A 17,330-nucleotide genomic window follows, 5' to 3' on the forward strand; every position below is an offset into this window, starting at 1 on the left:
TGCGAAATTACTTAAAAACAATCAATAATCATAATTCTTTAAAATAAATATAATTTAATTATATGTATTTAAAATCAAAAAATCAGGTATATTTTTTGATTTATATTGATGTAAAAATGTAATTTAATGATAATAACGCATGTTTTTGTTTAAAATTTATTCAATTAAAACCATTTTCGAGTAAAAAGATTAACTAATGTTTTTGGCGAAAGAGTGATCACAAATCGAATTTTTTCGTTGTATTTATTTTGAGAGATTTCCCACCCATTATTAGAGTAAACAGGAAAATAGAGTTCAAAATAATCCGGTACCAGATTCAATCGGATACCACTATCGTAAACAAAATGCTCACTTTGATGTTTACTCTTAAGAAATCCCATGTCGCCATAAACTTCAATCCAGTTCCAGATCGAATAACTGGCGTTTAATGTCGTCATCCACTGATTGGCGTACGCTGGTTCTAATTTTGATTTAAAACCTCCCTCTGCCATCACGAATTGCTGGCTGAAAAATCCTGTATTCTCTGATCGTCCGTAAAAATTATAATCAAACATATAATCAGTAGGACGGTCTAAACCAAAACTAAAATAATCTGAATTTGTTGTATTATACAAAAAACTTCCTGCATACAATCGTATGTTTAGCTTGTGATTGTTTTCGAATAATCTTCGGTATTCAACCTCTCCGGCAATCTTCCCGAAATCTCCGGCAAACTGCAGATCATTCATGAAACTAAAATGGTCAATCAATTCAGTTTTAGTATTTGAATAACGAGCATTAAATACCGAGTAATTTGGCTTAGAATTGTCTGTTATATATTTGCTGGCCTCACGATTTACAATAACTTGCCTAAACAGGATCAGCTGTTTTCTGTTATCTCTGAAATTTTCTTCCCGAATTCTAAACTGAACCATAGGATTCAATCTTAAATAAGTGGCATCCGGTGCATAATGATAGTAATTTTGACTAAGCGAATATCGTATATTATACAGCGTGCTGTTTCTGTAATATTCATTCCAGATAAAAGATGATGAACCTGATATCGTTCCGGCTTTGATAGAGTAGGCGGGATTAATATCGAATGTAAAAGGTTTGTCAAGAATTGTTTTATTGTGAAATCGAACTCCGGGTGTAAAACCGTCATATAAATTATACGTAAGAGTTGGAATGTATAGAATCTGGTTATAATAAGGATCTTCAAGATCTTTTGCAAAATTAAATTTGATTGGACGATTCGTTATTACGACACTTTTGAGTGATTTCCAGTTGTTTCTCAAGTTGTATTCCGGAACTTCATTGTCATAATTCAGTACGATTTTGTCTGCTTTTTCTCTGGCAAATTCATAAATATAATCATTGTTTTTAGGTTCTATCCATTTTTTAAAGACGACCTCATTTTTCTTAATTCCGTAAACCGGAATAGGAACAAAATTACTGGTTTTATTTTTTACCTGAAATTGCACACTGTCTTTTGTTCTGGAAACATTCGAAAATTTATAGTCAATAATATCACGGGAATCTATAATGGTATTAAAAAACCAATCGATATTTTTTGAGCTGTTTTTAGTGAGTATTTTTTCAAAATTATAACGATTTGTTTGCCCTTGTTTGTTGAGGTCATAGAATTCCTGGACACTTTCAGGAACAATATTATGGTTTAAGTAATCATCTAAATAGCTTAAACTTAAACCCGCACGATATTTACTGGCAATTTGCTCGTTGAATTTTATCAGCGTATTTTTTGGGTCTCCAAGAGGCTGATCGAGGTTCTTCCTGGCCATCAGCATATAGTAATAGCTGTATTGCTCGTTAAAAGTCAGATTGGTAATGTTGTAACTTTTAAATAATTTCATATCTGAAAGCCTTCCCAGCATCTTTTGATCGAGATGATTTTCTTCCATGAATTTCATCATGCTGTAAATCTGGATTCCGTCATACACCCAATTGTCTTTTCTCGCATCGACGCGTAAACTATTTTTAAGATAATTATTAAGGTACGTCTTCAGAAAAGTGATTTCGAATATAAAATCATCCGGAAACGGACTTATAAAAGAGGGTAACTGATTGAGACCATAAAACGGATTCCTGTCATAATCTACCTGAGAAACCGTGATTTTTTGATGCGGGTATTTCCCGATAAAAGCACTTGCAAAATTCACAACCCTATTGATGATAATTGCTTTTTGGATTTCGCTGATTTTTTTGTTTTTAAGATTCGTAAGTACCTCCAGGGAACCATTTTCATAGCTTGCAAAACTATTTTGCTTTTCGATAAATAAATTAAAATCAGTTCTGTTTTTTCCGGAATATGAATATGTTTTGAAAGAAGGATTCATAAGGTCTTCTGAAACAGAATTCAGGTCAGTTGTAATAGAATATTGAGTAGGGATTTTTATAGCAATTTCATAATCTGTGGCCGCATTTGCGATATCATCTAAGTTGAAATTATTGTATTTAATAAAACGATGATTTTCAAAACGTGCAGGACTTAAAAACCAGTTTTTTAAATTCATTCCGCCATTTTGGTCAAAACCATAATGCGTAAATTTATCGCTTGGAATCTTTGAAATATAAGTTAAATGTAAATCAATTTTTTCTCCGGGATATAATTTTCGATTCAGTCTAACCACAATAAAATCAGGGTTTTTAGCGGTTCTTTCCCATTCGAGCGCCATATTATCAGAGTCTGTAAGATTCAGAATGGTTGTATTACCTCTTTCTGAGGTTTTTGCTAAATGAAAACCTCTGTAGAATTCATCAGAAAATCTTCTTGCCAAAGGCGTATTTTTATCAGAAAAAGCATTATTCCAATCGTTTAAAACAATCGATATCAAAGAATCATTCGAAGTATTATAATAGGTAATATCCTGTTTTACGTTAAGTGTTTTCAGCTCGAGATTAACCGCCACCTCCATCTTAGACTGATGTTGTGCGTACTGTTTTAATGGGTTCATCAAAACAAAAACGAAGAATATAATTTTATAAGATGATTTCAATGATGGCTTAAAAATTTAAGAGATATAATCTAAGTTACGAGGGTATAGTCTTTCTGGTTTTATTGTAAAAATAGTATAAAAAAAGCTGTTTTAAAAACAGCTTTAATTTTTTGTAAGATTTTATGATTATTTCACGATATAAGTAATATAAGAAAATTTAAGTTGAATGCTTTATGTGGCATTTCTAAATGAAATTAGATTACTTATATGGTAAAAAAAAACATTAGAAATTAGGACTTAAGTCGTATTTCTTATAGAATTTATCTAATACATCAACTACTTCATCTTCAGTATCAACGATCTTAAATAAGTTCAAGTCTTCGGGGCTTACGGTATGCATTTTTTCTACTAATACTGTTTTTACCCATTCGATCAATCCGGACCAGAATTCTATACCTACTAATATAATTGGGAATTTACCAATTTTTTTGGTTTGAATTAGGGTAATCGCTTCAAACATCTCATCTAAAGTTCCAAAACCTCCCGGCATTACCACAAAACCTTGCGAATATTTTACGAACATTACTTTTCTCACAAAGAAATAATCGAAATTCAGGTTTTTATCGTGATCGATATACGGGTTAAAGTGTTGTTCAAAAGGCAATTCGATATTTAAACCAACTGAAGTTCCGCCACCTAAATGTGCGCCTTTATTACCAGCTTCCATGATTCCGGGACCACCTCCTGTGATTACACCGTAACCAGCTTTACTGATTTTGTAAGCAATTTTTTCTGCCAATAAATAGTACTTATCGTCCGGTTTTGTTCTGGCAGATCCAAAAATAGATACACACGGACCAATGCGTCCCATGCTTTCGTAACCGTTTACAAACTCAGCCATGATTTTAAAAATCGCCCAGCTGTCATTTGTCCTAATTTCATTCCACGTTTTTTGTTTCAAACGATCCTGAATTACTTTATCCTCATCATTATCAAAATCTTCTAATCTCATTTTAGGTATTTTAATTATTTATATTTTTATTTCTAGCTGTGTCGTTTTAAATTGTCAACCTGAGCGTAATGATATTGTCATCCTGAGCGGAGTCGAAGTAGGAGCTATTTACTTCGTCAGTCGCTAACGCTCGTGTCCTGCTGTCCGCTATATCTTTTCCTGGCTGGCAGCAGCCAGAAAAAGGATGCCGCTGCCATCAGGGCTAGGGCATCGGTTTTCAATCGAAACATTATTTTTAGCCCATAAAAAATTGCCAAAATCAAAAACTTTGGCAAAATGGGCATACTAAATTACTGCTTTTTTCGAGAATTGTTACAGAAATTAGTATTTATTAATTTTAAAGTAATGTAGCGATAATGATCTCTTAAGTTGTTTATTCATTATCAATGAATTATGAAAGTGTTTTTTAAACTTGTATAAAGTCTATCATTTTAAATTGTTGATAGTTATCATTCGGAAAGTTTCACAATAGGTGTTTTTAGGAGTGTCATTTCTTTTACCTGGAATTATCACTTGATTAAAAGATGTTATAATCCTGTCAATTTCATCCTTGATAATTTTGTTTGGAGCAATAGAGTTAACACGGAAAATTTTTCCATCAGAATCAATAGAAAAACGCGGATTGATAATGATTTCTCCTCTTTTGCCTTGTTTTGCAATGTTTTCAAGTGAGATATTTTTTAAAACATACTCGAATATTTGATCATAAAGACATCTGCCCAGTTCGGAATTGTATGCAATACCTTCGCATCCTTTTAAAACGGGAAGCTGATCTACAACGGCAAATGTACTTGCTTTTATTATGGTGTTTTTGTCTTCTTTTGTAAATAGCTGAATACTAATTTTTCCAAGTTTAGCATTATCATTTAAATTTAATTTTTCTAAAGGATAATTTTTAAAAATTTCGATAACTTTTTTATCGAGCTCACTGTCTCCCGTATGAATACGAAAATTAAAAGCTTTATTCTTCTTATTTATCTCAAAGGTAAGTCGTATAGTGTAATTGTATTTTTTATTAGAAATACCTTTGTAGTAAGAAGACGTTTTAAGTTTACTAAAATCAATTTTTTTTAGAAGATTTTGTTCCAGATAAATTTTAAAATAATTCGCTAGATCACTTTCTGTGCTAGGCTGAGCCAAAGCTTGAAAAACACTGTTTTCAAGGAGATATTCCTCTTCTAGTTCTTGTCTGGAATAGTAAGGGTTGTCAATTTGTTTTTCATTAATATTTTTAAGTCTTTCTTTTACAGCATTTCTAAAGCTGTCTTTTGGTGATTGGGAAAAACTTTTAGCACTGAGTAATACTATTATAATGAATGGCAAAATTGATTTCATCTTTTATATTTTTGATGCTAAAATATAAAATTACTACTGTTAATTTTTTAAATCAATGCATCTTTGTCAAAATATTTTTGTGACAAAGATCAATTTCTATTCTAACTCTTTTTTCAAAAACTTAGCCGTATAGCTTTTTTTATTTTTTGCTACTTCTTCCGGAGTTCCTTTCGCAATTAATTGTCCACCGCCTTTTCCGCCTTCTGGTCCAATATCAATAATATAATCCGCAAGTTTAATGACGTCCATATTGTGTTCGATTATCAGGATCGTATTTCCTTTATCAACCAGTTTATTGATCACGTCCATCAGCACACGAATGTCCTCAAAATGCAATCCTGTAGTAGGTTCGTCCAAAATATAAAACGTATTTCCGGTATCTTTTTTAGATAATTCTCCTGCGAGTTTAATACGCTGCGCTTCACCACCAGAAAGTGTGGTACTTTGCTGACCAAGTGTAATATATCCTAAACCAACATCCTGAATTGTTTTTACTTTTCTGTATATCTTCGGAATGTTTTCAAAGAAAGGAACCGCTTCATCAACTGTCATATTCAGTACATCCGAAATTGATTTTCCTTTATAGCGAATTTCTAAAGTTTCCCTGTTAAAACGTTTTCCCTGACAGGTTTCGCATTCTACGTAAACGTCCGGAAGAAAGTTCATTTCGATCGTTCTGACACCGGAACCTTCGCAGGTTTCACAACGCCCGCCTTTTACATTAAAACTAAAACGTCCGGCTTTGTAACCACGAATCATACTTTCAGAAGTCATGGTAAACAAGTTTCTGATTTCGGTAAAAACTTCAGTATAAGTTGCCGGATTCGAACGTGGCGTTCTTCCAATCGGACTTTGATCAATATCAATTACTTTGTCAATATGTTCCAGACCTTCAATTTTTTTATAGGGCTGCGGTTTTTTTACGCCATTAAAATAATAGGCATTCAAAATAGGGTAGAGCGTCTCGTTTATTAAAGTCGATTTTCCACTTCCTGAAACTCCGGTAACACAAATCATTTTTCCGAGAGGCAATTCAATGGAAACATTTTTAAGGTTGTTTCCTGTTGCTCCGGTTAGTTTTAGGAATTTTCCATTTCCTTTACGGCGTTCCTTCGGAATCTCCAATTTCATTTTACCGTTCAGATACTGAGCAGTAATTGTATTTGATTTCAAAGTTTCTGCCGGAGTTCCAATACTGATGATTTCTCCTCCGTATTTACCTGCTTTTGGTCCAATATCAATTACATAATCAGCGCGTTCGATCATGTCTTTGTCGTGTTCTACGACAATAACCGAATTCCCGATATCACGTAATTGTTCCAATGAATGAATTAGCTTCTCATTGTCTCTTTGATGTAAACCAATACTTGGCTCATCCAGAATATATAAAACACCAACCAGCTGTGAACCAATTTGTGTCGCCAGACGAATACGTTGTGCTTCACCACCCGAAAGTGATTTTGAACTTCGGCTTAAAGCCAGATAATTCAAGCCAACATTCATCAGGAAGTTCAATCTGTCTTTGATTTCTTTTACCACTTCTGAAGCAATCAAAAGTTGTTTGTCTGATAAGTGTTTGTTTAAATCCTGAAACCAAACCGTTAAATCGGAGATATCCATATCACACAATTCAACAATGTTTTTGTCATTAATTTTAAAGAATAAAGCTTCTTTTTTCAAACGGGAGCCATCACAAACCGGACAATTTACTTCGTCCATAAAATCTTTTGCCCAACGTTTTATAGTGGTAGAAGAAGTTTCATCAAATTGATTTTTGATGAAATGTGAGATTCCTTCAAAATCTATTTTATAATCGCGGGTAACTCCTAACTCTTTAGAATTGACAACAAATTTATCTTTTCCGCCGTGAAGAATCATGATCATGGCTTCTTCCGGAATTTTCTCAATCGGGTCGGTTATTTTGAAACTGAATTTTTCTCCAATAACTTCCAGTTGCTTAAAAATCCAGGACGATTTGTATTCACCAAGCGGAGCAAAACCTCCGGCTTTAATCGATAATTTAGGATTTGGAATAATCTTTTTGATGTTGATTTCATGAACTGTTCCTAATCCGTTACAATGCGGACAAGCTCCTTTTGGGGAGTTGAAAGAAAACAAATTCGGTTCCGGGTTTTGATACGAAATCCCTGTTGTTGGACACATTAAATTTCTACTAAAAAAGCGAACTTCATTGGTATCCTGATCTAAAATCATCAATACATTTTCGCCATGATGCATGGCTGTATTGATACTTTCTGATAATCTTTTTTGATTGTCTTCCGTATCTTCAATCAACATTCTGTCGACAACAATCTCGATATCGTGGGTTTTATAACGATCCAGTTTCATTCCTGAAACTAAATCCTGTACTTCGCCATTTACACGAACTTTAAGAAATCCTTGTTTGGTAATTTGCTGGAATAATTCGGCATAATGACCTTTTCTGGCTCTAATAACCGGAGCAAGAATGTTAATTCGTTTTCCTTTAAAATCCTGAATAATCAAATCTTTGATTTGCTCATCAGAATATGAAACCATTTTCTCGCCGGTGTTATAACTATATGCGTCAGCACCACGAGCGTAAAGAAGTCTCAGGAAATCATATATTTCAGTAATAGTACCAACAGTAGAACGCGGGCTTTTACTTGTGGTTTTCTGTTCAATGGCAATTACCGGCGAAAGTCCGTCGATTTTGTCAACATCAGGTCGTTCTAAACCACCCAGAAACTGCCTGGCATAAGCTGAAAAAGTTTCTACATAGCGACGTTGTCCTTCGGCATAAATGGTGTCAAACGCCAAAGAAGATTTTCCCGAACCTGATAAACCGGTAATAACCACCAGTTTTTCACGCGGAATAGAAATGTCTATATTTTTTAGATTATGAACTCTTGCGCCAAGAACTTCAATAGTATTGTCTTTTTCTAACATAATTTTGAGCAAAACGCAAAGTTACCACTTTGATTTGTTCTTTTTGTGCTCGATAGCAAAACTTTATGTTACAATTAGTAACAAAATAGCGCTAACCTGAGTTAGCGTTTTCTTTTTCTTGTATTCATATATTCTTCGATGGCTTCTTTGGTGGTGTACTTAAAGCTACTCAATAGTCATAGACCTCAATTTCATTCGATACGCTTCGAGTGCTATAGATTTTGAGATAAAACCAAAATATTTGTCATTTCGCAGAACAGGAAGAAAGGCTGATTTTGATTTTTCGAATTTACTCATCACAATTTCCATACTATCATTCGATGAAATAGTCGCCAATGGCGTTTTCATGACATCTTTGATCAGCGTATATTTTACCTGATATGAGTTGAAGATAATTTCCCTAATATCATTAAAATGAACAATGCCAACAAGATTCTTATCATTGTCAACCACGGCAAAAACAACCTGATTGGAATGTGAGATAAGATCAACTAGTTTACTCAGGTTTTCCTCCGGATGAACCGTTAAATAATCGGTTTGTATGATAGTGTCGATATCCAGGGTAGAGAGAATGTTTGAATCTTTATTACTTGTAAAAGCATGGCCTTTTTTGGCAAGGCCTTTTACATCAAGAGAGTATTTCTCAAAACGTTTAGAAATAGCAAAACTTATTGACGAAACAATCATAAGGGGGATCATTAAACTATAACCTCCTGTAATTTCAGCAATTAAGAAAATTGCGGTAAGTGGTGCGTGAAACAAGCCGCTCAAAATACCAGCCATTCCCACCATGGTAAAGTTACTGATAGGCAATTTTGATAAACCTATAAGAGTAATAAACTTTGAAAAGAAATATCCTAAATAAGAACCTAAGAATAAAGACGGAGCAAAATTACCTCCATTTCCACCGCTTCCAAGGGTCAATCCCGAAGCAAATACTTTTACCATCATGGTGCATCCAACAAACAGAAGTAATACCCATTGATTGTCTCTGAAATCAGCAAATAAAGTATTGTCTAATAGTTTTCCGGGATCACTTTCAGACAAGGTTTTGATACTTTCATAACCCTCTCCAAAAAGTGTTGGAAATATAAAAATAAGTAAGGCCAATAATGAAGAACCAATTAGTGCTTTTCTGTAAGGACCAACTTTTAAGTTAGAAAAATAATGTTCAACTCTCTGGAAGTTTCTCGCATAATAGACTGCTATAAAACCTGTCAATACTCCAAGTAAAACATAAAACGGAATATTATGATAATTAAAAGCTTCCTGTTTTCTGAAAGACAATAAAATACTTTCGTCTAATACGATGGCAGAAACCAACGCACCGGTGGCGGCAGAAATCATAATTGGTGTAAAGGCAGAAATGCTGACATCGACCAGCAAGACTTCAATAGCAAAAAGAACACCGGCAATGGGAGCATTAAATGCTGCAGAAATTCCGGCGGCAACACCACAGCCAATAAGTAAGGTTCTGTCTTTATAAGGTAATTTGTAATTTTGAGCAAAATTAGATCCAAATGCGGCACCAGTAATCACAATAGGACTCTCTAAACCTGCTGAACCTCCTAAACCTACTGTTAAGGAGCTCGTGACAATTTGCGCATACATTTGTTTTCTCGGAATAATACTTGCTTTTTTTGCAACAGCATATAAAATTTGAGAAGTCCCTTTTTCGATGCTTCCATTAAGAATTCGTTTTACAACAAACACAGTTAGTAGGATTCCCACAATAGGAAGAATACTGTTGATAAAACTTAATTTCAGAATACCATTGATATAAGTCGCAAAGGAGAAAACACTATGGGCAAAAGTTTTTAGAACAATTACAGCCAAAGAGCAGGAAACACCAATTAAAACACTTGATAAAAAAATAAACTGCTTTGGAGTCATTAATGATTGAGCCAAAGCAATAATGCTTTCTAGTCTTCTAAAATATTTTTTTAGCATTCTGTTGTAAAAGTTAGGTATAGTGCAAATTTAGCTTTTAACATTTAAATTTGTATGACATTTACCGATAAATCTGCTTTTTTAATTTAAAAACCAACAGCAGTATCGTCTCCGCGAAAATCAGCACCACCTTCAAGAGTGCTGTCCGGCAAAACTAAAATACAGTCTAACTTACCAATTACAGGTGTCGTTTTTTCATTGATCAAATATCCTTTTGCTTTTAGTTTATCTATGGTGATTTTGTCAAAAGCATTTGGTTCGAATGTAATTAAATCCGGTAACCATTGATGGTGAAAACGCGGCGCGTTTACAGCATCCTGCATACTAAGGTTGTATTCGTAAACATTCAGAATAGCTTGTAATACACTGGTAATAATGGTCGATCCACCTGGAGAACCAACTACCATAAACAGTTTTCCGTTTTTCTCGACAATTGTTGGCGTCATTGAACTTAACATTCTTTTTTGCGGAGCAATACTATTCGCTTCGTTTCCTACTAAGCCAAACATGTTCGGAGATCCCGGTTTGGCACTAAAATCATCCATTTCGTTGTTTAGGAAAAATCCTAATTCATCACAATAATACTTCGATCCGTAACCATCATTAAGTGTTGTGGTTGCAGCAACCGCATTTCCTTGTGCATCTACTATTGAATAATGTGTGGTTTCTGTACTTTCGTTAAAACTTATTTTGCCTTCCTTTATTTCAGATGATAAACTCGCTTTTTTTACGTCAAAACTTGACATTCTTTCCTTTAAATAAGAATCAGATAACAATCCGTTTATTGGGATTTTCACAAAATCAGGATCACCTAAAAACTGACTTCTGTCTGCATAAGCCCTTCTTTCAGCTTCTACAATTACCTGAATAGCTTCTTCACTATTATGTCCCATTTTTGATAAATCATAAGGCGCAATCATTTTCATGATCTGTGCCAGACAAATTCCACCACTGCTGGGAGGTGACATCGAAGTGATTTTTAAATCTTTATAATTAAACTGTAATGGTTTTCTCCATTTTGCTTCGTATTTCTCCAAATCTTTAAGCGTTATAATTCCGCCTTTTTTCTGGATATATTTAACTAAAGTTTTGCCTGTTTCACCTTTATAAAATTCATTTCTTCCGTTTTTCGAAATTCGTTTCAATGTATTGGCAAGTGCAGGATATTTGATGGTGTCATTTTCTTTAAAATTACCGGCCAATAATGTATTTGGACCATTTATTTTTACAATAACATCGTGATAATCCTGAAGTCTTTTTTCTTGTTTTTTGGTTACAATAACACCTCTTTCTGCTAAAGCAATCACAGGTTTCAAAATTTCAGACATAGGTAGGGAACCTAATTTTGTGTGTACGGCAAATACTCCGGCAATAGTTCCGGGAACACCAATTGCTAAAGCTGTTTCAGTACTTTTGCCTTTTATAACATTTCCTTCTTTATCCAGAAACATATCTTTTGTTGCTGCCAATGGTGCTTTTTCGCGATAATCTAGAGATCCTACTTCACCATTTGCTTTTCTATAGACCATAAATCCTCCTCCGCCAAGATTTCCTGCGTACGGATAGGCAACAGCAAGAGCAAGTTCAGTGGCCACCATGGCATCAAAAGCATTTCCGCCTTTTTGTATAATCTCAGCACCAACTTTTGAAGCTTCCTGACGTGCCGAAACAACCATGGCTTTTGTTGCTACTAATCCGGTTGGTTTTGTAGTTTGTTGTGCAAAACTATAAATAGAAATAAAGCCGAATAAAAGCGCTATTTTTTTCATAAAGAGTATCTTGATTTTATTTTATAGAATCTGGCAGATTTTATAAAGTGAGTAATTTTTGTTTGGAGTGCTGTTTGAGATCCTCAAAAAACAAAGTAAATTCCTGTTCAAATTCGGTATAGAATTCTACTAATTCTTCACTTGCAAACTGCATTTTGGAAAGATTTTTAGACCTGCGATCCATTTGGGTTAAAATATTGCGAATTCCTTCTATAGTCTGATAACTTAAAAGCCAGTTTTGTTTGATCATATAAGGCATTAAATCTTGTGTTTTTTCGCTTAAAACAGGATAGTTTTCATGCAAAGATCTGTAAAATCGATTAATGAACTTTTCTAATTTTTCATCTGAATATTTCTCCCAGTTTTTAGCCAGAAAATGATCGTAGATAATATCTACAATCACACCGGCATAATGATGGTATTTTTCATGTAAACGTTTGGTGCTTTGTCTGAAAATAGCATGCGAATCCGTGTAAGTATCTATCGACCGATGCAAAATAATGCCTTTTTGAACTTCTTCGGGAAAATTTTCAAATTGTTTTCCGCGAATTCCATCAGCCATAAAATTGCCAATTTTGATTAAATCATTATCTCCGGACAAATAGATGTGGGCTAGGAAATTCATTTTTTTTTGAGTTGCTAAGCTTTTCAGGTACTAAAGCTCCTAAGTTGATTTTAGTAAAAAGTATGTTTTTACAGTTACTAAGGCTTTACGTATCTAATTCACTAAGTTTATTTTAGTAAAAGTATGAAAACTTTTTGATATCGGTTTACGCAATTATGCACCTTATAATGTTACTATTATTAAAATCCAGGCAATTTTTTTATGATATTTTAAAAATCTTAGAGACTTAGCAAGTAAGAACCTTAGTAACTTTTCTATATTTGTAGCTGGTAACCATAACTCACAAAAATGACTTTAATAAAATCGATATCAGGAATACGAGGAACAATTGGTGGAAAAGTAGGAGATAACCTGACTCCTGTTGATGCTGTAAAATTTGCATCAGCATACGGTACTTTTCTGAAAAATAATACTTCAAAAGAAAAATTAACGGTTGTAATTGGTCGCGATGCCAGAATTTCCGGACCAATGATTCATAATCTTGTTGTAAATACTTTAGTAGGTTTAGGAATTAACGTAATTGATCTTGGTCTTTCTACAACGCCAACTGTAGAGGTTGCTGTTCCGTTAGAAAAAGCAGATGGAGGAATTATTTTAACAGCTTCTCATAATCCAAAACAATGGAATGCCTTAAAATTACTGAACGCAAAAGGAGAGTTTTTAAGTGGAGACGAAGGAGCGAAGATTCTAGAAATTGCTGAAGCAGAAGCCTTCGATTTCTCTGATGTGGATAGTTTAGGCGAAATCACTGTGAATGATGCCTATATGGATATTCATATCGACGAGGTTTTAAATTTGTCTTTAGTAGATGTTGATGCGGTAAAAGCGGCAAAATTTAAAGTGGTTGTTGATGGTGTAAATTCATCCGGAGGAATCATTATTCCTAGGTTATTAGAATTAATGGGGGTTGAAGTTGTAAAATTATACTGTGAACCAAACGGACATTTCCCTCACAATCCGGAACCTTTAAAAGAACACTTAACTGATATTTCTGAGTTGGTGGTAAAAGAAAAAGCGGATCTGGGTGTAGTGGTGGATCCTGATGTTGATCGTTTGGCTTTTATTTGCGAAGACGGAGAAATGTTTGGAGAAGAATATACATTAGTGGCTTGCGCCGATTATGTTTTGGGTAAAACGCCGGGAAATACAGTTTCGAATATGTCGTCATCACGTGCTTTGAGAGATGTAACAGTTGCTCATGGCGGAAAATATGAAGCCAGTGCTGTCGGTGAGGTGAACGTTGTGGAACTGATGAAAAAAAATAATGCAATTATTGGTGGTGAGGGAAATGGTGGAATTATCTATCCGGAATCTCATTACGGAAGAGATAGTTTGGTAGGTGTAGCGTTGTTTCTGACGCATTTGGCCAACAAAAAGATCTCGGTTTCGGCTTTGCGCGCTTCCTATCCGGAATATTATATGAGTAAAAACAAAATTGAATTAACGCCTCAGATAGATGTTGATGCGATTTTGGTTGCAATGACAGGAAAATACAAAAATGAAGACATCACAACGATTGATGGTGTGAAAATTGATTTTGCTACAGAATGGGTGCATTTGAGAAAATCGAATACAGAACCAATCATCAGAATTTATACAGAAGCTCCATCTCAGGAAAAAGCAGATGTTTTGGCACTTCGAATTATAGATGAAATAAAAGCAATTGCCGGAATCTAATTTTTAGTAATTCAGTTACAAAAAAAATACCTCTTTCATTAATTTTGAAAGAGGTATTTTTTTTTGTGATTATTTATTCAACACGATGTTTCCATCTCTTATGTGTCCATAAATAATATTCAGGAGCTTCATAAATTTGTTTTTCAACTTCCCTTAAGTATTTTTCTGTAATATCAAAGTTCTCATAATCATTCGGATTATCAGCAATAGATACAAAAGTTGCTTCATAGTAACCTCTTGCTACCTTTTTTACTTTTACAAAAATCACACTCAGATCGTATTTTTTTGCCAGCATTTCGGCGCCTGTATGCACAGGAACTTCAATGCCCATAAACTTCATTGAATGAAAAATTCGGTCCAGTTTAGGAGATTGGTCACTCGCTAATCCATACATACTCAATATTCCATTACGTTGGTTTTGTGCCATAGTTGGAATCGCTTTTCTTGTTTCTACCAATTCGGTGTCATATTTTGAACGAATTCTTCGTACTAACTTGTCAAAATAAGGATTGGCAACTTTTTTATAAACAGCAATACCCTTAAAATCAATTTTTGGGTTAATAGTCAAAAGCCATTCATAGCTTGCGTAATGTGAAGCTACAAGAATGACACTTTTGCCTTTTTTAGCATATTCATTTACAAGTTCGATATTCGTTACACGAAATCGCTTCTCCATTTCTTCTGGCGAAATACTCATTGTTTTAATCGTTTCCAAAAACATATCACACATATGGTGATAGAACTTTTTCTCGATTTGTTTCTGTTCAGTTTTACTTAAGTGAGGCAAGGTAAGCGCAAGGTTTTCACGAACTACTTTTCTCCTGTATCCAATGATGTGGTAGATAATAAAACAGACACAATCTGATAACCAGTAAAATAATCGAAATGGGAGTATAGAGATCAGCCAGAGTAAAGGATAGGCCAGTATATAAACGAGAAATTGCATGTAATTTTTTTTTACAAATATAAAGTAAAAATGAATAAACACCGATATTTTGGTTTGAAGCTAACATATGTTTAAGAATGACTATATTTACAATTCACATTAAATATTTTTTATGAATACCATTTTAGTAGGGATTATAGTAGCTAATGCTGTAATTAGTTACAAAGGTTTTAATGATCTTGCTTTTTTTAGAAAATACGAATTTCATGTAGGAAGTATTCGTTCCGGAGAACAAATTAGAATGCTTTCATCCGGGTTTTTGCATGCTGATATTATGCATTTAGCATTTAATATGCTTACGTTGTGGTTCTTTGCTCCGGTAGTCATACAATGGTTAGGAACTTTTTCTTTTGTTTTGATTTATTTTGGAAGTTTAATTTTTGGAAGCCTGCTTACGATGCTCTTTCATAAAAATGATTACAGTTATAGAGCTGTGGGAGCTTCAGGGGCTGTGACAGGAATTTTGTATTCTGCAATATTATTACAGCCGGACATGATGTTAGGAATCTTTTTTGTCATACCAATGCCGGCGTATTTATTTGGAATCTTATATTTATTGTATTCAATTTACGGAATGAGGGCGAAAAATGATAATATTGGACACACAGCACATTTTGGAGGTGCTATAGGAGGATATTTGATTACTTTGATCAAAGAGCCATCCCTGATTGTAGATCACAGTTTGATGGTAGTACTATTGGCAATTCCTATTTTAATACTTTTTGTAATGGCAAAATTGGGCAAATTATAATATTGGCACAACTTTTGAAATTCGATTATCAAACAAATTTAAATATAACAAAAATGAAGAAAGTAGTATTATTTTTAACAATCATGTTTATGACTATGTCTTACGCACAAGAAGCCAAGCAAATTCCTCAAATCAATGTAAACGGGGAAGGGAAAGTAAAAGTAGCACCTGATCAGGTTTGTATTTCAGCAACTGTTGAAACAAAAGGGAATAATGCTAAAGATGTCAAAAAGCAAAATGACGAAAAAATCGATGCAGTTTTAAAATTCATCAAAAAAATGAATGTGCCAACAGCAGATTTCAAAACAAAACAAGTAGCTCTTAATCCACAATACGATTATGAGAAAAAGAAAACCAGTTACAATGCTACCCAAACAATAGAAATTGTATTAAAAGATTTATCTAAATATGATGAATTAATGGAAGGCTTGGTTGAGCAAGGTATCAACCGTATCGACAGAGTTTCTTTTGAAACTTCTAAATTAGCTCAGATTGAAACAGAAGCTCGTAAATTGGCAATAAAAGATGCTAAACTAAAAGCAGAAGATTACGTTTCGGTTTTAGGACAAAAAGTGGGTAAGGCGTATACTATTTCTGATAATACTCAGGTGTATCGTCCGCAACCAATGTATGCAGCTATGAAATCGATGGCAATGGATTCGGCTGGTGCTTCAAACGAAACTTTGGCAGTTGGAGAGATTGAAGTTATTGCAAACGTGAGTGTAAGTTTTATTTTAGACTAAACGATATTAATTCAAAATAGTAAAGTCCAAATCCCAACTTAAAATTGGGATTTGGATTTTTTTTTTCTTCCTTTTTCTTCCTTTTTCTTTTGTAGATAAGTAATAAAGCTCAAAGGCGAAACTTCCGTTGCTTCTCTTGGTGTAATTGTAGATTGGATATGGGTTAAAAACCAGATTGATCGGCATAATAACTGATTTGGCTAAAATGATTAATATTTTGATTATCTATTTTGATTTATATAAATCTTTATATATATAAAGATGTCACTTTTGAACTGGAGAAAGTTTTAGCGGTGATGAAATAATATTCAAAGATGAGAATAGATGTTCGTTTTCATACTGACAATCGAGAAGCAGCTGTATATAATATTGCTTTATTGATAAACAAGGTAAATCGACCGTACAATAGTTGAAAATGGTATTGCATCAAATGGATTGACGGGAATAAGGATATGAGGAGAGTGGCGTTGTGAATAATCTTTGAGGTGAGGTAATGGATTTTATAAAAGCTGAAAACTAGTTAAACAGACCAGTGAAATTTACCTATATATAGTATGGTATATTGTCGATATTGCGAAAAACAACAAGTGCCTGCGAAAAATCCCATAAATGGCAAAAAAGCTCAAAAGCTAAGAATTGTGTTATCAGAGTGTTAAGA

The 17,330-nt window shown here is 33.9% G+C and carries 11 protein-coding genes; 3 read left to right on the top strand and 8 right to left on the bottom strand.

Annotation, left to right across the window (positions count from 1 at the left end; translation table 11 throughout):
- Positions 1–164: 164 nt before the first annotated feature.
- The 7 genes from B0A67_RS23705 to B0A67_RS23735 all read right to left on the bottom strand — a co-directional run bounded on the left by B0A67_RS23705 (position 165) and on the right by B0A67_RS23735 (position 12,555).
- Positions 165–2,915 (bottom strand): gluzincin family metallopeptidase, encoded by a 2,751-nt coding sequence (locus B0A67_RS23705; protein WP_072964952.1) that lies wholly within the window; start codon positions 2,913–2,915, stop codon positions 165–167.
- A 304-nt stretch (positions 2,916–3,219) separates the two neighbouring features.
- On the bottom strand, positions 3,220–3,948 hold the full coding sequence (locus B0A67_RS23710; protein WP_072964906.1) for an LOG family protein: 729 nt from the start codon (positions 3,946–3,948) through the stop codon (positions 3,220–3,222).
- 426 nt (positions 3,949–4,374) lie between these two features.
- Positions 4,375–5,283, bottom strand: a complete 909-nt coding sequence (locus B0A67_RS23715; protein WP_072964905.1) for a hypothetical protein — start codon at positions 5,281–5,283, stop codon at positions 4,375–4,377.
- A gap of 96 nt (positions 5,284–5,379) precedes the next feature.
- Positions 5,380–8,211, bottom strand: a complete 2,832-nt coding sequence (uvrA, locus tag B0A67_RS23720; protein WP_072964904.1) for an excinuclease ABC subunit UvrA — start codon at positions 8,209–8,211, stop codon at positions 5,380–5,382.
- Positions 8,212–8,376: 165 nt separating this feature from the next.
- A complete protein-coding gene (locus B0A67_RS23725) occupies positions 8,377–10,161 on the bottom strand; it encodes a chloride channel protein (protein WP_072964903.1) in 1,785 nt (594 codons plus the stop codon).
- 86 nt (positions 10,162–10,247) lie between these two features.
- A complete protein-coding gene (gene ggt / locus B0A67_RS23730; RefSeq protein ID WP_072964902.1) occupies positions 10,248–11,930 on the bottom strand; it encodes a gamma-glutamyltransferase in 1,683 nt (560 codons plus the stop codon).
- Between the two features lie 40 nt (positions 11,931–11,970).
- Positions 11,971–12,555 carry an acyl carrier protein phosphodiesterase gene (locus B0A67_RS23735; RefSeq protein ID WP_072964901.1) on the bottom strand — a complete coding sequence of 195 codons (585 nt, stop codon included), beginning with the start codon at positions 12,553–12,555 and terminating at the stop codon, positions 11,971–11,973.
- A gap of 288 nt (positions 12,556–12,843) precedes the next feature.
- Between B0A67_RS23735 and glmM the strand changes: the two genes are divergently transcribed.
- Positions 12,844–14,232 (top strand): phosphoglucosamine mutase, encoded by a 1,389-nt coding sequence (gene glmM, locus B0A67_RS23740; protein ID WP_072964900.1) that lies wholly within the window; start codon positions 12,844–12,846, stop codon positions 14,230–14,232.
- 73 nt (positions 14,233–14,305) lie between these two features.
- On the opposite strand, the gene B0A67_RS23745 is transcribed toward glmM, so the two are convergent.
- The gene (locus B0A67_RS23745) at positions 14,306–15,178 is read right to left on the bottom strand and encodes a lysophospholipid acyltransferase family protein (protein ID WP_072964899.1); all 873 of its coding nucleotides are present in this window, start codon (positions 15,176–15,178) and stop codon (positions 14,306–14,308) included.
- Between the two features lie 112 nt (positions 15,179–15,290).
- Here B0A67_RS23745 and B0A67_RS23750 point away from each other — a divergent pair, with 112 nt between their 5' ends.
- On the top strand, positions 15,291–15,929 hold the full coding sequence (locus tag B0A67_RS23750; protein WP_072964898.1) for a rhomboid family intramembrane serine protease: 639 nt from the start codon (positions 15,291–15,293) through the stop codon (positions 15,927–15,929).
- 53 nt (positions 15,930–15,982) lie between these two features.
- The gene (locus B0A67_RS23755; RefSeq protein WP_072964951.1) at positions 15,983–16,672 is read left to right on the top strand and encodes an SIMPL domain-containing protein; all 690 of its coding nucleotides are present in this window, start codon (positions 15,983–15,985) and stop codon (positions 16,670–16,672) included.
- Positions 16,673–17,330 lie beyond the last annotated feature (658 nt).

Origin of the sequence: Flavobacterium aquidurense, assembly GCF_002217195.1 — a bacterium.
GTDB classification, from domain to species: Bacteria; Bacteroidota; Bacteroidia; order Flavobacteriales; family Flavobacteriaceae; genus Flavobacterium; species Flavobacterium frigidimaris.